11 protein-coding genes are annotated in these 16,720 nt (G+C 72.8%); 6 read left to right on the top strand and 5 right to left on the bottom strand.

Going from position 1 to position 16,720, the window contains the following annotated elements:
- Positions 1-38: 38 nt before the first annotated feature.
- Positions 39-851: an inositol monophosphatase family protein gene (locus tag ACZ37P_RS03960; protein ID WP_467344743.1), complete on the bottom strand. Its 813-nt coding sequence runs from the start codon at positions 849-851 to the stop codon at positions 39-41.
- Between the two features lie 116 nt (positions 852-967).
- Between ACZ37P_RS03960 and ACZ37P_RS03955 the strand changes: the two genes are divergently transcribed.
- Positions 968-1,879: a LysR family transcriptional regulator gene (locus ACZ37P_RS03955; RefSeq protein WP_391162307.1), complete on the top strand. Its 912-nt coding sequence runs from the start codon at positions 968-970 to the stop codon at positions 1,877-1,879.
- A 141-nt stretch (positions 1,880-2,020) separates the two neighbouring features.
- Here the strand turns inward: ACZ37P_RS03955 and ACZ37P_RS03950 are convergent, their stop codons facing one another.
- The 4 genes from ACZ37P_RS03950 to ACZ37P_RS03935 form a co-directional block, all read right to left on the bottom strand.
- Positions 2,021-4,777: an SUKH-4 family immunity protein gene (locus tag ACZ37P_RS03950; RefSeq protein WP_467344740.1), complete on the bottom strand. Its 2,757-nt coding sequence runs from the start codon at positions 4,775-4,777 to the stop codon at positions 2,021-2,023.
- An 8-nt stretch (positions 4,778-4,785) separates the two neighbouring features.
- Positions 4,786-5,799: an HNH endonuclease gene (locus ACZ37P_RS03945; RefSeq protein ID WP_355346841.1), complete on the bottom strand. Its 1,014-nt coding sequence runs from the start codon at positions 5,797-5,799 to the stop codon at positions 4,786-4,788.
- A gap of 107 nt (positions 5,800-5,906) precedes the next feature.
- Positions 5,907-6,710, bottom strand: a complete 804-nt coding sequence (locus ACZ37P_RS03940) for a hypothetical protein (RefSeq protein WP_391162305.1) — start codon at positions 6,708-6,710, stop codon at positions 5,907-5,909.
- A gap of 176 nt (positions 6,711-6,886) precedes the next feature.
- Positions 6,887-7,648: a hypothetical protein gene (locus ACZ37P_RS03935; RefSeq protein WP_355346847.1), complete on the bottom strand. Its 762-nt coding sequence runs from the start codon at positions 7,646-7,648 to the stop codon at positions 6,887-6,889.
- Positions 7,649-8,074: 426 nt separating this feature from the next.
- Between ACZ37P_RS03935 and ACZ37P_RS03930 the strand changes: the two genes are divergently transcribed.
- From ACZ37P_RS03930 to mfd, 5 genes are all read left to right on the top strand, one after another.
- On the top strand, positions 8,075-8,584 hold the full coding sequence (locus tag ACZ37P_RS03930) for a YwqJ-related putative deaminase (RefSeq protein WP_355346850.1): 510 nt from the start codon (positions 8,075-8,077) through the stop codon (positions 8,582-8,584).
- The gene (locus ACZ37P_RS03925) at positions 8,581-9,078 is read left to right on the top strand and encodes an SUKH-3 domain-containing protein (protein WP_355346853.1); all 498 of its coding nucleotides are present in this window, start codon (positions 8,581-8,583) and stop codon (positions 9,076-9,078) included. Before ACZ37P_RS03930 ends, ACZ37P_RS03925 begins: the two co-directional genes overlap by 4 nt.
- A 440-nt stretch (positions 9,079-9,518) precedes the next feature.
- Positions 9,519-10,307 carry an ABC transporter ATP-binding protein gene (locus ACZ37P_RS03920; RefSeq protein WP_188285264.1) on the top strand — a complete coding sequence of 263 codons (789 nt, stop codon included), beginning with the start codon at positions 9,519-9,521 and terminating at the stop codon, positions 10,305-10,307.
- A complete protein-coding gene (locus ACZ37P_RS03915) occupies positions 10,304-12,871 on the top strand; it encodes an ABC transporter permease (protein ID WP_467344737.1) in 2,568 nt (855 codons plus the stop codon). The genes ACZ37P_RS03920 and ACZ37P_RS03915 overlap by 4 nt, the downstream gene beginning before the upstream one ends.
- A gap of 262 nt (positions 12,872-13,133) precedes the next feature.
- Positions 13,134-16,673, top strand: coding sequence for a transcription-repair coupling factor (mfd, locus tag ACZ37P_RS03910; RefSeq protein WP_355346860.1), 3,540 nt, complete (start codon positions 13,134-13,136; stop codon positions 16,671-16,673).
- Positions 16,674-16,720: the final 47 nt, after the last annotated feature.

Genomic DNA, 16,720 nt, shown 5'->3' with positions numbered 1-16,720 from the left:
CTCCTTGCGGTGTCGAGCGGGTAAGGGCATGCGTCCGGTCAGACGATCGGCGACAGGACCTCGCGGGCGGCGGCGTGGACGCCGGGGGCCGCGGCCAGGAAGTCGCGGCTGCGGGTGCTCCAGGGCTCGCCCGCCAGGTCGGTGACGGTGCCTCCGGCCTCGGAGACCAGCAGGGCGCCGGAGACCAGTCCCGAGCGGACGTCGGAGAACTGCCAGAAGGCGTCCATCCGTCCGGCGGCGACGTGGATGAGCTGCATCGTGGCGGGCACGGACACGCGTACGACCAGGCCGTTGACGAGCATGGCGGTGACGGAGTCGCCGATCCGCCGGAAGGTGCGCTCGTCCTCGCCGGGCCTGGCCTGACCGGTGCCGATGAGCGAGGCGGCCAGACCGGTCTTGGCGGACACCGCCAGGGGCCGGTCGTTGAGGCGGGCGCCGCCGCCGGCCACCGCGGTGTACGTGTCACCGGTCAGCGGCAGGTGGACGACGGTGAGCACCGGCTGGTTGTCGCGGACCAGGGTGGCGGTGACGGCCCAGTCGTCCATGCCGTGCACGTGGTTGATGTTGCCCTCGGCGGGGTCGACCACCCACCACTCCCCGGGCGGGAGCGCGCCGCCCGCCAACTCGTCCTCGGCCCACCGCGATCCCGGCCGGGCCCGCAGCAGCGGTTCGCGCAGCACGCTCAGCACCGCGTCGTCGTTGGCGTGGATCTCCGCGACGACCTCGTCCAGGCTCACGCCGCGGGCGTGCGTGGTGTGGCGGTCGCGCAACGTGCGACCGGCGGTCCGCACCGCGGCCGTCACGTCGGACAGGAGGGTCGTGCCGGCGGAGAAAGGCATGGCTGTGCTCATGGGGGGCTCCCTGGTGTCGATGGCCGCGGGGCGGTTCTTCTCGCGCCCGCACTTCGACGGTAGGTCGCCCGTGGATTAACAACAAGTGCATGCTTTTCACTTGTAGATTTACTGTCATGCAATTGGATCTGAACCTGCTCACGGCCCTGGACGCGCTGCTGGAGGAGGGGAGCGTCACCGGCGCCGCGGCCCGCCTCCATGTGACCGCGCCCGCGATGAGCCGGTCCCTGGGCCGTATCCGCAAGGTCACCGGTGACCAGATCCTGGTCCGCGCCGGGCGCGGCATGCTCCCCACCCCTCGCGCGCTGGCCATGCGCGCCGAGGTCCACGCCCTCGTGCAGCAGGCCCACCGTCTGCTGTCCGCGCGGCAGAGCCTCGACCTGGCGGCTCTGGACCGGGTCTTCACCGTGCGCTGGCACGACGCGCTGACCGCGGCCTGCGGCACCGCTCTGACCACGGCCGTCCGCGAGCAGGCGCCCGGCGCCCGGCTGCGGCTGTCCGCCGAACCCGGCACGGACACGCCCGAGTCGCACCGGGGCGAGGCCGACCTCGAATCCAGCTCCGGCCGGTCGGCGCTTCCCGACATCCGCCACCGCCTCGTCGGCAGGGACCGGCTGGTCGTCGCCGTCCGGCCCGGCCACCCGCTGGCGGAGGGCCCGTTGAGCCCCGAGCGTTACGCGGCGGCGGAACACCTCACCGTTTCCCGGCGCGGAAGCCTGCGCGACTCGGTCGACGACGCCCTGGCGGCGCACGGCCTCGAACGGCGCGTCGCCGCCGCCGGGCCCACCGCCGCCTTCGCGCTGCGGCTGGTCCTCGACACCGACCTCGTGGTCACCGTGCCCGACGCGGTCACCCGCGAGGCCAGGGACCACCTCGGCCTGCTCACCCTGCCGACGCCGCTCCCGCTGCCCGACGTCCCCTTGTACCTGCTGTGGCACCAGCGCTACGACGAGGACCGCGCCCACATCTGGCTGCGCGACCTGGCCACCGAAACCGTCCAGGCGCTGTTCGCACCACTGAACGCCTGACCGGGCCGCCAGATCAGCACGCTTGACCGGCCCGCCTGAACTGGCACAGCGAACGGCCCCGCCGCGGCGGGGCCGTCCGCTGACGCCTCTGCTACGACCCGGCGCGGCGGTACAGCCGTCGGCCGGGCCCTGGCGGGGCCGTTACAGCAGTCCGTCCCACATCTGCTCGATGAGGACCGACCACCAGTGGTCGGGCGAGGCGATGGCCGCCGGGTCCTGCGCGGCGAGCTGCGCCTGGAAGTCCACCGTCCAGCGGCCCGCCTGATCGGGCGTCAGCCCGATCCGCAGCCGCCACATCCGGCCCAGCAGCGCCAGGCAGCGGGCGAATTCCGGCAGGCTCGAATTGACGAACTGCGGCGGCGCGGGCTGTCCGCCCGGACCGGCCTCCAACGGCACCGCCACGATGTGCGCGGTGCCGTACTGCACACAGAGCTGACGGCCGAAGTCATTGCCCATCACCAGATACGAGCCCGCGTCCGACGCCGCCTGCACGCCGCGCTGCTGGGCCAGCTCCGCCAGCGTCGGCACCGGCTGGCCCGGCTGGGCCTGCGCCCAGAAGAACGGGCCGAAGTCCACCGGCAGCCCGGCCCACACCAGGGTCTGCGCCACGATGTCGGGCACGCCCTGCCGGGACACCGCCCGCTGGTCGAAGCGGAACAAGCCCTGCGGCCCGAAGGCCGACGCCAGTTCCTGGCCGATCACGTCGAGCGGCACCGGCGGCACCCGCAGCACACTGTGCGGGTCGGGCATCGGGACCCGCTGCGGCTGCGGGCGCGCGGGCGCGCCCGCCACCTGGTGCAGCTCGCCCTGGTGCGTCAGCAGATGCTGGACGCCCTGCTGGCGGCTGGCGTGGTCCCTGCCGTACGGCGCGGTGTGGCTGATCCGCACCTGCGGCCAGGTCTCGCGGATCATCCGCGTGCAGTAACCGCCGGGCAGATCGCACGACTCCAGCTCGGTGTGCAGTTCGAGCACCTGCTCGGGCCGCACGCCCATCGAGCGCAGCTCGTGCAGGATCTGCCACTCCGGGTGCGGAGTGCCGGGCGCCGAACGCCGGATGAGCTGCTGCTCGCTGCCGTCCTGGCCGCGGTAGCGGAGCACCGCCATGTAGCCGGGGCCGACCGTGGGCACCGCCGTCGGCTGCGGGTAGCCGTAGCCGTAGCCGGGCGGCGGGGGCGGGGCCATGCCGCCGCCACCGGGCGGGGGCGGCGGACCCATGGGCGCGCCGCCGGGACCCGCGAGCATCGTCGCCGCGTAGTGCGGGTCGTTGCCGCCGGTCCGGCCGGGCGCGCCGGGGCCCGCGCCGGGCGCCTGGGGTCCGGGCGGACCCGAAGGCCCTGCCAGCATCGTGGCCGCGTAGTGCGGGTCGTTGTTCCCCGCGGGCGGCGGGGGCGGCGACATGCCGGGGCCGGGCGGCGGCGGGGGCGGTCCCGTCGGACCGGTGGGTCCGGGAGGTCCGGGCGGGCCGCCGGGGCCCGCGAGCATGGTCGCCGCGTAGTGCGGGTCGTTGCCGCCGGGACGACCGGCGGCGGGCGGCGGCGGTCCCTGCGGTCCCTGCGGGCTCTGACCACCCGGCGGATTCTGCGGTACGAGCTGCGTCGGGAGGTAACCGCCCGCCGGAGCGGCGGCTCCCGGTGGGGGCGGCGGCGCGTCCGGGCTGCGGACCGGACCGCCCGAGGGCGGCGGCACATGGCCGCGGGCGGCCTTCGCCGTCTCCAGGTCGGCGATGTCGGCGGCACCGCGACCGGGGCCACCGGGCGGAGGCACGGATCCGGCGCCGAGGCCGCCGGGCGGCGGCAGCGGCACCGCGGGTCCGCCGGGCGGCGGGAATTCCGAACCCCCCACGGTGTGCGGCACGCCGGGCCTGGCGGGCGGCACGGGAGCCTGCGGCTCCACGGGCGGGGCGATCCGGGTCTTGGGCAACCCGCTGCCGCTCGGCAGCAGTTCGGTGCGGGCCTGCTCGGCCTCGGGGTCCTGCGCGAGGTCCACCTGGTCGGAGCCGCTGATCGGCGGCGCGAAGACGGTCGCGGGCACCGGGACCGACTGGCCCTCGCCGCTGTCGCTGGTCGTCTTGCCCGCCCAACTGCCGCCGGGCACGGCCGGTTCCGCGGGCGCCGAGGGCGTCGCGGGCGCGTCGGCCGCCGGGGCCGGGCGCCGGTAGTCGATCCCGCCGGACGCGGCCGGTGCGACGGGAGCGCTGTCAGCGGGCGCGGGGGAGGGCGTCGAGGCACCGGACGACCCGGAGGAGGCGGGCCGCCGGTAGTCGATACCGCCGGAGCCGGAGCCGGAGCCGGAGCCGGGCGCGGAGCCCGTACCGTCGCCCGGTCCCGAGGCGGGTCCCGAGGCGGGTCCCGAGGCGGGACCCGAGGCCGCCGCCAGGCCGTACCCGCCGTCGGCGTCGGCCGCCGGGGCACGGTCGGCCGGGGCGCCGTCGGATCCGGGGGCGGCGGCGTGCCACGCGGGAGCGTCGGCGCCCGCGCCTGCGGCGATACCGGCACCGTTGGTCCGGCTCGACCGGCGGTTGTCGGGGATGCCCATCTTGTCGGCCGCGTCCTGGAGCCACTGCGGCGGGCTCAACAGGAAGGACGTGGCCTCCAGGTCGATGCGTTGCGGCGGGTCGGGCACCGCGTCGTTCGGCACCGGGCCGTACTCCTCCTCGTAACGCCTGATGAGTTCGCCGACGGGCAGGCCGGGCCACAAGGTGGCCTCGCCGCTGTCCTTGGCTATGACGACGCGGACGTCGCCGCCGTCGCCCGCGGACGGGCCGCCCTCGCGCGGCTCCGACCAGACGACGAAGCCGAGGTCGAATTCGCGGACCCGGATCTCCCGGGCCTCGTACGCGGGGACGTCGCCGTTGATCCAGCGCTCCGCCCGCTCCTGGGCCTGCGCGAAAGTGACCATGTCCGGCCTCATCCCTCCACCGGGACGGCGCTGGCGAAGCCCCCGTCCACCATCAGGTTCGCGACGGTCTCCAATTCCGGCGGATTGCCCGCGAGCCGGAGCAGGAACGCGTCGAGTGACTCACCGCAGGGCAGCAGCAGTTCGGCGACCCGGTCGGCGGGGGCGGCCCAGCGGTCGCCGTCGCGGACGTCGTCGTACGCGCAGAACCAGACCGAGCCGGTCCGCTCGCCCTTGACCTTGACCGCGAGCAGGCCGCCCTGGAGGTAGGAGATCGCCAGAAAGTCCTTGGTCAGGTGGTCGCGCAGGCACTTGTTCACGTACACCAGGTCGTTGACCGCGGCGTCGTCGCGGACGGTGAAGAACGGCTGGTCGATCAGCAGGCCGAGGTCCGGGTCGAGCGCGACGCCGCTCGGGGCGCAGCCGCCCGCCGCCTTCAGGAAGGTGCGGTAGCCGCCGGGCAGCCGGTAGCCCAGCTCCTCCTCGACGTCACGGACCTGCGACTCGGTGACCGCGACCGGGTCCTTCGGCAGTCCGAAGTGCACCGGGCGGGTCTCCTGGAGCGGCCGGGTGCCGCGCTTGGCGTGGTCGGCGGAGGAGGCGGCGAGGCCCCCGTGGTGCCGCAGCAGCGCCTTGACCTCGACCGGTATCAGCTCCATCCGGCGGGTCCCGATGACGTGGTGCCAGGTCCAGCCGTGCGGGGTCGCGACGGGGGAGAGGCTGCCCCACAGCTCGTGGCCCGAGGCGTGCAGCGCCGCGTTCGCCGACACGTAGTCGGTCAGCCGCAGCTCGTCTATCCCGAAGCCCTCGGGGGGCTCGGCGATCTCCGCCACCGCCCGCGCGTACGGCGCGAAGTCCGGAATCCCGTTGTCGTCCACCCAGACACCCTGGGGATGGCGGGCGGCGCGTACGGGGTCGGGAAAATGCACGACCTGTCCGGCGTAGGCCGCGTTCGGCGGCGGCACGATACGTCCCCCGGCCCGCGGACCGGGAGGTGCGCCCAGCCCTTGCCGACCTGTCGTCATGGCGGTTGCCCCCTGCTGCGTCTGGCTGATGACCACAGCCTAGGGCCTCACCACCAGGGCAGAGCCAGGGCCTGTGGATAACTTGCCTGATCCGCCCGCCGCCGGGCTCAGTCGCCGGTCGCCGCCGCCCGCAGCTTCTCCGCCTGCTTCAGCGCGATCGCCGCCCGCAGCGTCGCCGTCTTGTGGTCGGCGCGCACCGTCTCGTACGCGGCCGTGGCGCCGCCGGACCTGACCACGGTGACCAGGACGACGCCCGCCGCGCCGCGCGCGGTGTCGGCGATCGTGTACGCCACCTCCTGGTCGCCCAGCGCGGGCCGGCCCGCGGGCGGCGCCACCGGGCGGACGGTGTAGGAGGTGACCCCGCCGTCGCGGGTGGCCTTGAAACCGCGGCAGGTCTTCAGCGCCGTGGTCAGCTCGTCCAGCACGGTCTCGGCGGTGCCGGGAGCGTAGGAGGCGATCACCTCCAGGCTGATCGCCTTCGCGTTCTTGTCCTTGTCCGCGGTGTCGGTGACCATCGCGCCGGTGTACACCTGCCGCGTGTGCTTGGGCCGGCTGCTCCACTGGTCGGCGACCGGCTGGCAGGCCGCGTTGTCGACCGTCGTGGCCGGACCGAGGAGCTGCGTCTTGCTGCCCGCGGGCAGCACCTGGACGTGGGGGACGTCGGAGGACGTGAGCAGCGCGGAGGTGAGCTTGGCCGTCGACACCGCGCCGGACGCGCGGACCGGGCCCGGCTCCTTCTTCGCCTTGTCGTCGCCGCCCCCGCCGCCCCCGCAGGCCGCGGTGAGCGCGAGCACCGGCACCAGGGCGGCGGCCGCCAGCACGGCGGTCCGCGTGTGCGGGCCGCCGCGTCGCAGGTCAGCGGCCGACTCCCGGCTACCGGTCAGTAGGCGACTGCGTGCACGTATCGGCATCTGGTGTTCCCCTGTGTTGTGTCCGTCCCCGGGATCGCACGGGCGACGGTCCGTTGCCGCGCGACTTTACGGCACCAGGGGCGCGATTTCGCCTGTGGGGCCGCTCACAAAGAGGCGCGCGAAAGCGGCCCCGGGGCGTGCCCCGAGACGGTCCCCGCAGGCCCTTCAGCGGACGGTCACTTCGCCTGCGCCGCCTTCAGCTTCTCGCTCTGCTTGCGCGCGACGTCGATGGGCAGGGTGCCCGCGCCGCCCGCCGACTTCACCGACAGGTACGCGGTGATGGTGTCGCCGGTCCGCACCACGCTCACCAGGGCCGCGCCGGACTTCTTGTCCGCGGTGTCGGCCATCACATAGGAGACGGCCTCGTCGCCGGTCGGCACCGCGGGGCCCTTGGCGATGGTGAACGGCGTCTTGGTGCCGGTGTTGTCCGTCGCGGTGAAGCTCTTGCAGGTGCCCAACGCCGTCTTCACCGACTCGATGACCTTCTCGGCGTCACCGGGCGCGTGACTGGCGACCAGCATCTGGTTGATCGCGTCGGGGGTGGCGCTCGACGTCGTCTTCGCGAAGGCCGCGCCGACGAACGCCTTGCGCGGGATCTTCGGCTTGCTGCTGGTGATGTCGGCGAGCGGCTGGCAGGCGGGCTTGTCCGCGGTGAGCGTGGAGGTGTCGGCGGAGTCGTCGGTCTGCGAGACCTGGATCGTCCAGCCGGGCACGTCGGCCTCGGCGATCAGCGCCTTGGTGAGCTGCGCCTTGGTGAGCGCCGAACCGTCCGACGGACTGTCGGCGCCGCTCGTCGGAGCGGAGGCCGAGGCGGAGCCCGTGGCCTTGCCGCCCTTGCCGTCGGCGTCCTTGGAGCCGTCGGACGAGCCGGAGCAGGCCGCGGCGAGGACGAGGGCGGGGAGCACGGCGGCGGCCAGGCGGAGCCGGGTCTTGCGCATGGGGGGTCACGTTCCCTGATCGGCGGCAGCGGGTCCGCGGGCGCGGACCGACTGCCGATACTCCCGCCATGTCGGGCGCGCGTCCATGCCGCGCCGAAGCTGTGTCGCGGCTGTGCGTGCCTGACGCCCCCGCGGTGCGCGCCCCCGCCGCCGACATGTGTTCGGGAAGCGCCCGCCGGGGACCGGCCGTCACCCTGCGTCGACCGTCCGCGCCCGTACGACGATCGCCCGCGACCGTATGGCGGCCGGTTTTGTGCACATGCTGTGCCCGTGCTGCCGACGCTCCGTCACACGACGGTGACATGGCCCACACACGATGGGCGCGGTGCCGCGTCCGGCTTCCCGTCGCATGGCCTGTTTGGCACTCTGAACGACATACGGGGGATCGCCCGCCCAGGCGGGCGGATGGAGGGACGCACACAGATCATGACAAGTCAGACCCAGGCGGCGGGGGCCGCCGATCCGCGCTTGAGCTGGAGCGGTTCGGACGATCCGGTGGGCCCGCCGGTGCTGCGGCACCGCAGGGACGGCATCATGCCCGCGGTCGCCGCGGCGCTGCTGATCCGCGACGACGTGCTGACCTGCACCGGTGCCAAAGGTGAGCAACCGCCCGTACTGCACCCGATCGTTCAGGACTTCCTGGACGCGCTGCCGGTCGCGCAGCGGGAACGGTTCGCCGGGCGCTGTCCCGAACCGGTGCTCATTTCACGCCACTTGACGGCAGTCGAGGCAAACCGGGGCAAGCGTGCGTCCCGCAAGCCGCTCACCCAGGGTGAGGCCCGCAAGGCGCTGCGCGGGGCGAAGCTCACCTCGCGGCGCATCCGGGAGGACGGCGACCCGACGCACGGCGCGTACGCCCCGCCCTGCCGCTCGTGCGCGCCGCTGCTGTCGCACCTGGGGGTCAAGCCGGTGGATCCGGCGGCCGAAGGAGTATGAGCATCCCGATGGCGGGCACCACCCGTTTCCCGGTCGGCGTCGACGCCGCGCTGCGCGCCGCGGGCTGGCGGCCGGGGCGCTGGGACATCAAGCAGGCCGAGTTCTGGGCGGACCGGCTGCGGGCGTACGAGTCGCCGGGCGGCCACCGGCACGCCGTCTTCCCCGCCGCGGTCGAGGCGTGGGCGGAGTTCGGCGGCCTGCTGATCCCCGGCGCCTCGGGTCCCGGCCGGCAGATCGCCCCCACGGCCATCGCCGTCGACCCGCTGCGCGGCCTGCACCTGGCGCGGACCTTCGGCGATCTCGGCCGCGCCCTGGAGACCGACATCAGCCCGCTCGGCGAGGAGCCCGCGTCCGGCGCGCTGCTCGCCATCGACGCCGAGGGCCGCGTCTACACCGTCGACCACACCGGCGACTGGTACGTGGGCCCCGACATCGACCGCGCGCTGACCGCCCTGATCGGCGGCGTACGCCCGGTGCGCCTCACGATGCACTGACCTTCGGCGGGTTGAGCCGCGATGCACTGACCTTCGCCGGGTTGAGCCGCGAAAGACCGGCTCACGGCGAACCCGTCCACGACGGACCGCCCGCGTCCGCGGCCGTGGACGCGGGTGTTCCCCCGGCCATGACGACCCCTCAACTCCCGTACGTGTAAAGGACACCTTCGCGCGGTCGCGGCGACGTCCCCGACACGGGGATGAGCCTCAGGTAGCAGACCCCTAGGGGGAGGTACCTACTTTTGGTGGCCATCGGTTCGTACCGGCGGATGACGATCCCGGGCCGTCCGTTCCATACGGTCATGAGGCGGGGTGGGGACAGCCCCACCCACAAGACGGAGACCTCCCCCATCGTGCCGGGGGACGCCGCTCCGACAAGCTGAGCACACCGGCTCAACAGGGCCTGGTCAGGGCCCGCATCGACCTCACAGGAGATTCACGTGACAACGGCAGTGACGATTCCCAAGTCCGGGGGCAGCGGAGAGCGTCCGGCCGTTGCCGCAGCAGGCCGAGCGGTGACGAAGGCGTACGGCAGCGGCGAGACGCGCGTCCTGGCGCTCGACGCGGTGGACGTCGACATCGCGCGCGGCCGGTTCACCGCGATCATGGGCCCCTCGGGCTCCGGCAAGTCCACGCTGATGCACTGCCTGGCCGGGCTGGACACCGTGTCCGAGGGCCGGATCTGGATCGGCGACACCGAGATCACCACCCTCAAGGACAAGAAGCTCACCCAGCTCCGCCGGGACAAGATCGGCTTCATCTTCCAGTCCTTCAACCTGCTGCCGACGCTCAACGCGGCGGAGAACATCACGCTGCCCATGGACATCGCGGGCCGCAAGGTGGACCGCGACTGGTTCGACCGGGTGGTGGAGACCGTCGGTCTCGCCGGGCGCCTCAAGCACCGCCCCACGCAGCTCTCCGGCGGCCAGCAGCAGCGCGTCGCGGTCGCCCGCGCCCTCGCCGCCCGCCCCGAGATCATCTTCGGTGACGAGCCGACCGGAAACCTCGACTCCCGCGCCGGCGCCGAAGTCCTCGGCTTCCTGCGCAAGTCGGTGGACGAGCTGGGCCAGACCATCGTGATGGTCACCCACGACCCGGTCGCCGCCTCCTACTCCGACCGCGTGCTGTACCTGGCGGACGGCCGGATCGTCGACGAGATGCAGAACCCGACCGCCGACGGCGTCCTGGAGCGCATGAAGTCCTTCGACGGTCGCGGGAGGACCTCGTGACCGTCCTGAAGACATCAGTGCGCAACTTCCTCGCGCACAAGGGACGCATGGCGCTGTCCGCCGTCGCCGTCCTGCTCTCGGTGGCGTTCGTGTGCGGCACGCTCGTGTTCACCGACACCATGACCGCCACCTTCGACAAGCTCTTCGGCTCCACCGCCTCCGACGTCACCATCAGCGCCAAGAAGGTCGACGACGCGCAGGAGACCGGACGGCCCGACACCGTGCCCGCCTCGCTCCAGCAGACCCTGCTCAAGGTGCCGGGCGTCGCCAAGTCCTACCCCGACGTCACCAGCGACCAGGTGACGGTCGCCGACGCGAACAACAAGAGCATCAGCCCGACCAGCGGCGCCCCGACCATCGTCAGCAACTGGGACCCGTCCGAGACCAAGGCCGTCGAGCTGTCCTCGGGCAACACCCCGCGCGGGCCCACCGACGCGGTGATCGACGCCGACACCGCCGACAAGCACCACCTGAAGATCGGCGATACGCTGCGCGTCATCGCCGCCCCCGGCGACTTCCACGTCACGATCTCCGGCATCGTCACCTTCAAGACCACCAACCCCGGCGCGGCCGTCATCTACATCGAGACCGCCACCGCCCAGGCCAAGCTGCTCGGTGACAGCCACGCGTACACCGGCTACGGCCTGACCGCGGCCAAGGGCGTCACCGACGACCGCCTCAAGGCGGACGTCACGACGGCCATCGGCGCGGGCAAGTACACCGTCGACACCGCCGCCGAGACCAAGAAGAAGGACAAGGACGACGTCGGCAGCTTCCTGAACTTCATGAAGTACGCGATGCTCGGCTTCGCGGGCATCTCGGTCCTGGTCGGCATCTTCCTGATCGTCAACACCTTCTCCATGCTGGTCGCCCAGCGCACCCGCGAGATCGGCCTGATGCGGGCCCTCGGCTCCAGCCGCAAGCAGGTCAACCGGTCGGTGCTGGTCGAGGCGGTGCTGCTCGGCGTCGTCGGCTCGGTGCTCGGCATCGGCGGCGGCATCGGCCTGGCCATCGCCCTGATGAAGCTCATGGGCCAGGCGGGCATGAAGCTCGACACCTCCGAGCTGACCATCAAGGCCACCACCCCGATCGTCGGCCTGGCCATCGGCGTCATCGTCACCGTGATCTCCGCCTACATCCCGGCCCGCAGGGCCGGACGGATCTCCCCGATGGCGGCGCTGCGCGACGCGGGCACCCCCACCGACGCGAAGTCCGGCCGGATCCGCGCCGCGATCGGCGTCCTGGTCTGCGCGATCGGCGCCGTGGCGCTGGTCGGCGCGGGACAGTCGGACAAGGCGTCCTCCGGCGGCGGACTGCTGGGCCTGGGCGTGCTGTTCAGCCTGGTCGGCTTCGTGATCATCGGCCCGCTGCTGGCCGGTGTGATCGTACGAGCGGTCAGCGCGGTCATCCTGCGGTTCTTCGGACCGATGGGCCGCCTCGCGGAGCGCAACGCGCTGCGCAACCCGCGCCGTACCGGTGCCACCGCCTCCGCGCTGATGATCGGCCTCGCGCTGGTCGCCGGCATGTCGGTGGTCGGCTCGTCCATGGTGGCCTCCGCCGACGACCAGCTCGACAAGTCGGTCGGCGCGGACTTCATCCTCCAGCCCGACGGCGGCCAGCCGCTGACCCCCGCCCTGGTGGCGGCGATCAAGTCGGCCTCCCACATGGAGCACTTCACCGAGTACGCGGGCGTCAACGCCAAGGTCACGCTGCCCGACGGCAAGACGGTCACCAAGCAGTTCAGCGCGGTCAGCCCGACCTACGCCGACGACCTGCGGCTCAAGACCGTCAAGGGCAATCTGAAGGACGCGTACGCGAAGAACGGCATGTCCGTCAACGAGGCGTACGCCAAGGACCACCACATCAAGATCGGTGACGAGCTGCCGGTGACGATGATCGGCGGCACGCCGACCAAGCTCCGTGTCAACGTCATCACCAGCGACGACACCACGGTCGATCACGGCGCCTGGTACACCAACCTGGCCACCGCCAAGCAGTACCTCCCGGCGGACAAGCAGCCGCTCGACCAGATCATGTTCGCCAAGGCCGTCGACGGCCAGGCCAAGGAGGCGGGCGCCTCGCTCACCGCGGCCGTCAAGGACTACCCGCAGCTCAAGGTCCGCGACCAGTCCGACTTCAAGGACCTCATCCACAAGCAGGTCAACCAGCTCCTGTACATGATCTACGGGCTGCTCGGCCTCGCGATCATCGTCGCCATCCTGGGCGTGGTGAACACCCTCGCCCTGTCGGTGGTCGAGCGCACCCGGGAGATCGGCCTGATGCGGGCGATCGGCACCTCCCGGCGCCAGCTGCGCCGGATGATCCGCCTCGAATCGGTGGTCATCGCGCTCTTCGGCGCGCTGGTCGGCCTCGGTCTCGGCCTGGGCTGGGGCACCACGGGACAGAAGGTGCTGGCCTCCCAGGGCCTCGGCGTCCTCCAGATCCCGTGGACGACGATCATCCTGGTCTTCATCGGCTCCGCGGTCGTCGGCCTGCTGGCCGCGCTGCTCCCGGCCTTCCGGGCCGGGCGGATGAATGTACTGAACGCGATCGCCACGGACTGACGCCGCCGGTCACACCGGCCGGTGGCGCAGGTCACCACAGACGCGGCCCCGGAAGCGCAACCCCCCGCGCTCCGGGGCCGCCCGCGCGTCCCGCACCCCGGTCCGCCCCCCGCCGGGCGTCCCCGCCCACGGGCTCCGCGGCCCCGCGCCTCACGCGATGGCCTGTGGCTGTCGGCGGTACGTCGTACGCTGGAGGTACCCCCGGCCCGTGACACGTGTCGGGTGCTTCGCGTTGCCTCTGCCCCGGGACGGAAAACCCCTCATGAGTCTGAACGGTCTGGTCGACGTCGTCGTCGAGGACGCCGCCCTCGCGGAAGCGGTGGAGGCCGCCGCCTCCGGCGCCCGGCCGATGGTGGACCTGGTGGGGCCGCCCGCCGCGCGTCCGCTGGCCATCGCGGCGCTCGCGGCCCGCGCGCACCGCACCGTACTGGCGGTCACGGCGACCGGCCGCGAGGCGGAGGACCTGGCCGCCGCGCTGCGCACCCTGCTGCCGCCGGACGCCGTCGCCGAGTACCCGGCGTGGGAGACGCTGCCGCACGAGCGGCTGTCCCCGCGCAGCGACACCGTCGGCCGCCGCCTGGCCGTCCTGCGCCGCCTGGCGCACCCGCGGGCCGACGACGCGGCGACCGGACCCGTACAGGTCGTGGTCGCCCCCATCAGGTCCGTGCTGCAACCGCAGGTCAAGGGCCTGGGCGACCTGGAGCCCGTCGCCTTGCGGACCGGGCAGAGCGCCGACCTGGGCACCGTCACCGAGGGCCTGGCGGCAGCCGCGTACTCCCGCGTCGAGCTGGTCGAGAAGCGCGGCGAATTCGCGGTGCGCGGCGGCATCCTCGACGTCTTCCCGCCGACCGAGGAGCACCCGCTGCGGGTGGAGTTCTGGGGCGACGACGTCGAGGAGATCCGCTACTTCAAGGTCGCCGACCAGCGCTCCCTCGAAGTCGCCGAGCACGGCCTGTGGGCGCCGCCCTGCCGCGAGCTGCTCCTCACCGACCAGGTGAAGGAGCGGGCCGCGGCGCTGTCGGTCGCCCACCCCGAGCTGCACGAGCTGCTGGACAAGATCGCCGAGGGCATCGCGGTGGAGGGCATGGAGTCCCTGGCCCCGGTGCTGGTCGACGACATGGAGCTGCTGCTCGACGTGCTCCCGGCGGGCAGCATGGCCGTGGTGTGCGACCCGGAGCGGGTCCGTACCCGCGCCGCCGACCTGGTGGCGACCTCCCGCGAATTCCTGGAGGCGTCCTGGGCGGCGTCGGCCGGCGGCGGCGAGGCGCCGATCGACCTGGGCGCGGCCTCGCTGTGGTCGATCGCCGACGTCCGCGACCGGGCCCGCGAGCTGGGCGTCCCCTGGTGGTCGGTGAGCCCCTTCGCGGCCGACGAGGCCGACGACCTGGCCGCCGACACCCTCAAGCTGGGCATGCACGCGCCCGAGCTGTACCGCGGCGACACCGCACGCGCGCTCGCCGACACCAAGGGCTGGCTGGCCGACGGCTGGCGCACCGTCTACGTCACCGAGGGCCAGGGCCCGGCCGCCCGCGTGGTGGAGGTGCTGGGCGGCGAGGGCATCGCGGCCCGCCTCGACATCGAGCTGGCCGACCTCGCGGCGTCCGTGGTCCACGTGGCAACCGGCTCCATCGAGCACGGCTTCATCGACCCGGCGCTCAAGCTCGCGGTGCTCACCGAGACCGACCTGTCGGGGCAGCGCTCGTCCACCAAGGACATGGGCCGGATGCCGTCCCGGCGGCGCAAGACCATCGACCCGCTCACCCTCCAGGCGGGCGACTACATCGTGCACGAGCAGCACGGCGTCGGCCGCTATGTGGAGATGGTGCAGCGCACCGTGCAGGGCGCCACCCGCGAGTACCTGCTGGTCGAGTACGCGCCCGCCAAGCGCGGCCAGCCGGGCGACCGGCTCTTCGTCCCCACCGACCAGCTCGAACAGGTCACCAAGTACGTCGGCGGCGAGGCCCCCTCGCTGCACCGGCTCGGCGGCGCGGACTGGACGAAGACCAAGGCGCGGGCGAAGAAGGCGGTCAAGGAGATCGCCGCCGACCTGATCAAGCTGTACTCGGCGCGGATGGCCGCCCCCGGCTACACCTTCGGGCCCGACACCCCCTGGCAGCGCGAGCTGGAGGACGCCTTCCCGTACGCGGAGACGCCCGACCAGCTCACCACCATCGCCGAGGTCAAGGAGGACATGGAGAAGTCCGTCCCCATGGACCGGCTGATCTGCGGCGACGTCGGCTACGGCAAGACCGAGATCGCCGTGAGGGCGGCCTTCAAGGCCGTGCAGGACGGCAAGCAGGTCGCCGTGCTGGTGCCGACCACGCTGCTGGTGCAGCAGCACATGGGCACCTTCGCCGAGCGGTACGCGCAGTTCCCGGTCAAGGTGCGGGCGCTGTCGCGGTTCCAGACCGACAGCGAGGCCAAGGCCACCATCGAGGGGCTGCGGGACGGCACCGTGGACCTGGTGATCGGCACCCACCGGCTCTTCTCCTCCGAGACGAAGTTCAAGGACCTGGGCCTGGTCATCGTCGACGAGGAGCAGCGCTTCGGCGTCGAGCACAAGGAGCAGCTCAAGAAGCTGCGGGCCAACGTGGACGTGCTGACCATGTCCGCCACCCCGATCCCGCGCACCCTGGAGATGGCGGTCACCGGCATCCGCGAGATGTCCACCATCACCACCCCGCCGGAGGAGCGGCACCCGGTGCTGACCTTCGTCGGCCCGTACGAGGAGCGGCAGATCGGCGCCGCGATCCGGCGTGAACTGCTGCGCGAGGGCCAGGTCTTCTACATCCACAACCGGGTGGAGTCGATCGACCGGGCGGCGGCGCGGCTGCGCGCCATCGTGCCGGAGGCGCGGATCGCCACCGCGCACGGGCAGATGGGGGAGTCTCAGCTCGAACAGGTCGTGGTCGACTTCTGGGAGAAGCGGTTCGACGTGCTGGTGTCCACCACGATCGTGGAGTCGGGCATCGACATCGCCAACGCCAACACCCTGATCGTGGAGCGCGGCGACACCTTCGGGCTCAGCCAGCTCCACCAGTTGCGCGGGCGCGTCGGCCGCTCGCGCGAACGCGGCTACGCGTATTTCCTGTACCCGCCGGAGAAGCCGCTGACCGAGACCGCGCACGAGCGGCTCGCCACCATCGCCCAGCACACCGAGATGGGCGCGGGCATGTACGTCGCCATGAAGGACCTGGAGATCCGCGGCGCGGGCAATCTGCTGGGCGGCGAGCAGTCCGGGCACATCGCGGGCGTCGGATTCGACCTGTACGTACGGATGGTGGGCGAGGCCGTCGCCGACTACCGCTCGGCGCTGGAGAGCGGCGGCGAGCCGGAGGAGACGCTGCTCGACGTCAAGATCGAACTGCCGGTGGACGCGCACGTCCCGCACGACTACGCGCCGGGCGAGCGGCTGCGGCTCCAGGCGTACCGGGCCATCGCGGCGGCCAACACGGCCGAGGACATCGCGGCGGTCCGCGAGGAGCTGACCGACCGCTACGGCAAGCTGCCGGAGCCGGTGGAGAATCTGCTGCTGGTGGCGGGGCTGCGGATGCTGGCCCGCAAGGTCGGCGTCAGCGACATCACCCTCCAGGGCGTCAACGTCCGCTTCGGCCCGGTGGAGTTGCGCGAGTCGCAGGAGCTGCGGCTGAACCGGCTCTACCCGCGCACGGTGCTCAAGCACGCGACGAAGCAGATCCTCGTCCCGCGTCCGACGACGGCGCGGATCGGCGGCAAGCCGGTGGTGGGCCGCGAACTGCTGGAGTGGACGGCGGAGTTCCTGACGACGGTGCTGGACAACTAGGGCTGTTCCAGCCGGTTTCCCACCGCCCGGCGGACGTTCAATGGTCT

It is taken from the genome of Streptomyces sp. NPDC024632, assembly GCF_055559175.1.
Note: the sequence above shows the minus strand (reverse complement) of the source record. Positions and strands in the feature narration are given on the sequence as shown.